A 3,365-nucleotide genomic window follows, 5' to 3' on the forward strand; every position below is an offset into this window, starting at 1 on the left:
GCAGATAGGGGTTTTGCGAAATGAATCTTGACGATGACCTACTCTCACATGGGGAAACCCCACACTACCATCGGCGATGCATCGTTTCACTACTGAGTTCGGGATGGGATCAGGTGGTTCCAATGCTCTATGGTCGTCAAGAAATTCTGTAGCCAGAATGTCCAGATGGACAGCCCAGCGAATTCGGATATGTGATGTTTGTGATGCCTTGCGAACTTTCGGTTCATGTCATCTTCACCACCGCAATCTGCGTCAGCAAATTGCTTGGGTGTTATATGGTCAAGCCTCACGGGCAATTAGTATTGGTTAGCTCAACGCCTCACAGCGCTTACACACCCAACCTATCAACGTCGTAGTCTTCGACGGCCCTTTAGGGGATTCAAGATCCCAGTGAGATCTCATCTTGAGGCAAGTTTCCCGCTTAGATGCTTTCAGCGGTTATCTCTTCCGAACATAGCTACCCGGCAATGCCACTGGCGTGACAACCGGAACACCAGAGGTTCGTCCACTCCGGTCCTCTCGTACTAGGAGCAGCCCCTCTCAAATCTCAAACGTCCACGGCAGATAGGGACCGAACTGTCTCACGACGTTCTAAACCCAGCTCGCGTACCACTTTAAATGGCGAACAGCCATACCCTTGGGACCGGCTTCAGCCCCAGGATGTGATGAGCCGACATCGAGGTGCCAAACACCGCCGTCGATATGAACTCTTGGGCGGTATCAGCCTGTTATCCCCGGAGTACCTTTTATCCGTTGAGCGATGGCCCTTCCATACAGAACCACCGGATCACTAAGACCTACTTTCGTACCTGCTCGACGTGTTTGTCTCGCAGTCAAGCGCGCTTTTGCCTTTATACTCTACGACCGATTTCCGACCGGTCTGAGCGCACCTTCGTACTCCTCCGTTACTCTTTGGGAGGAGACCGCCCCAGTCAAACTACCCACCATACACTGTCCTCGATCCGGATAACGGACCTGAGTTAGAACCTCAAAGTTGCCAGGGTGGTATTTCAAGGATGGCTCCATGAGAACTGGCGTCCCCACTTCAAAGCCTCCCACCTATCCTACACAAGCAAATTCAAAGTCCAGTGCAAAGCTATAGTAAAGGTTCACGGGGTCTTTCCGTCTAGCCGCGGATACACTGCATCTTCACAGCGATTTCAATTTCACTGAGTCTCGGGTGGAGACAGCGCCGCCATCGTTACGCCATTCGTGCAGGTCGGAACTTACCCGACAAGGAATTTCGCTACCTTAGGACCGTTATAGTTACGGCCGCCGTTTACCGGGGCTTCGATCAAGAGCTTCGCTTGCGCTAACCCCATCAATTAACCTTCCGGCACCGGGCAGGCGTCACACCCTATACGTCCACTTTCGTGTTTGCAGAGTGCTGTGTTTTTAATAAACAGTCGCAGCGGCCTGGTATCTTCGACCGGCATGAGCTTACGGAGCAAGTCCTTCACCCTCGCCGGCGCACCTTCTCCCGAAGTTACGGTGCCATTTTGCCTAGTTCCTTCACCCGAGTTCTCTCAAGCGCCTTGGTATTCTCTACCTAACCACCTGTGTCGGTTTGGGGTACGGTTCCCAGTTATCTGAAGCTTAGGAGCTTTTCTTGGAAGCATGGTATCAACCACTTCGTCGCCTAAAGGCAACTCGTCATCAGCTCTCGGCCTTGAAATCCCGGATTTGCCTAAGATTTCAGCCTACCACCTTAAACCTGGACAACCAACGCCAGGCTGGCCTAACCTTCTCCGTCCCTCCATCGCAATAACTGGAAGTACAGGAATATTAACCTGTTTTCCATCGACTACGCTTTTCAGCCTCGCCTTAGGGACCGACTAACCCTGCGTCGATTAACGTTGCGCAGGAAACCTTGGTCTTTCGGCGTGCGAGTTTTTCACTCGCATTGTCGTTACTCATGTCAGCATTCGCACTTCTGATACCTCCAGCAAGCTTCTCAACTCACCTTCACAGGCTTACAGAACGCTCCTCTACCGCATCACCAAAAGGTGATACCCGTAGCTTCGGTGCATGGTTTGAGCCCCGTTACATCTTCCGCGCAGGCCGACTCGACTAGTGAGCTATTACGCTTTCTTTAAAGGGTGGCTGCTTCTAAGCCAACCTCCTAGCTGTCTAAGCCTTCCCACATCGTTTCCCACTTAACCATGACTTTGGGACCTTAGCTGACGGTCTGGGTTGTTTCCCTTTTCACGACGGACGTTAGCACCCGCCGTGTGTCTCCCATGCTCGGCACTTGTAGGTATTCGGAGTTTGCATCGGTTTGGTAAGTCGGGATGACCCCCTAGCCGAAACAGTGCTCTACCCCCTACAGTGATACATGAGGCGCTACCTAAATAGCTTTCGAGGAGAACCAGCTATCTCCGAGCTTGATTAGCCTTTCACTCCGATCCACAGGTCATCCGCTAACTTTTCAACGGTAGTCGGTTCGGTCCTCCAGTCAGTGTTACCTAACCTTCAACCTGCCCATGGATAGATCGCCCGGTTTCGGGTCTATACCCAGCGACTAAACGCCCTATTAAGACTCGCTTTCGCTACGCCTCCCCTATTCGGTTAAGCTCGCCACTGAATATAAGTCGCTGACCCATTATACAAAAGGTACGCAGTCACCTAACAAAGTAGGCTCCCACTGCTTGTACGCATACGGTTTCAGGTTCTATTTCACTCCCCTCTCCGGGGTTCTTTTCGCCTTTCCCTCACGGTACTGGTTCACTATCGGTCAGTCAGTAGTATTTAGCCTTGGAGGATGGTCCCCCCATATTCAGACAAAGTTTCTCGTGCTCCGTCCTACTCGATTTCATTGATAAGAGATTTTCGTGTACGGGGCTATCACCCACTATGGCCGCACTTTCCAGAGCGTTCCACTAATCTCAAATCAACTTAAGGGCTGGTCCCCGTTCGCTCGCCACTACTAAGGGAATCTCGGTTGATTTCTTTTCCTCAGGGTACTTAGATGTTTCAGTTCCCCTGGTTCGCCTCTTGCACCTATGTATTCAGTACAAGATACTCAGCTTATGCTGAGTGGGTTCCCCCATTCAGAGATCTCTGGATCACAGTCTGTTTGCCGACTCCCCAAAGCTTATCGCAGGCTACCACGTCTTTCATCGCCTCTGACTGCCAAGGCATCCACCGTATGCGCTTCTTCACTTGACCATATAACCCCAAGCAATCTGGTTATACTGTGAAGACGACATTCGCCGAAAATTCGCATTTCGCTCAGTTAAGAGCAGAACTCACAAATTTTACCTTAGCCTGATCACACACCAGTGAAAGTGCATGTCAGTCTATATCTATCACATATCCGAATTTTTAAAGAACGATCTGACAAAAGTCAGAAATCAACATTCATC

2 rRNA genes are annotated in these 3,365 nt (G+C 50.8%); both read right to left on the bottom strand.

The features are described from left to right. Nucleotides 1–25 precede the first annotated feature (25 nt). Nucleotides 26–141 (bottom strand): 5S ribosomal RNA (gene rrf, locus G1E_RS06715). Between the two features lie 134 nt (nucleotides 142–275). After that, nucleotides 276–3,168, bottom strand: a 23S ribosomal RNA gene (locus G1E_RS06720). Nucleotides 3,169–3,365 lie beyond the last annotated feature (197 nt).

Origin of the sequence: Pseudomonas sp. TJI-51 (assembly GCF_000190455.2) — a bacterium.
In the GTDB taxonomy this organism is placed as follows: Bacteria; Pseudomonadota; Gammaproteobacteria; order Pseudomonadales; family Pseudomonadaceae; genus Aquipseudomonas; species Aquipseudomonas juntendi.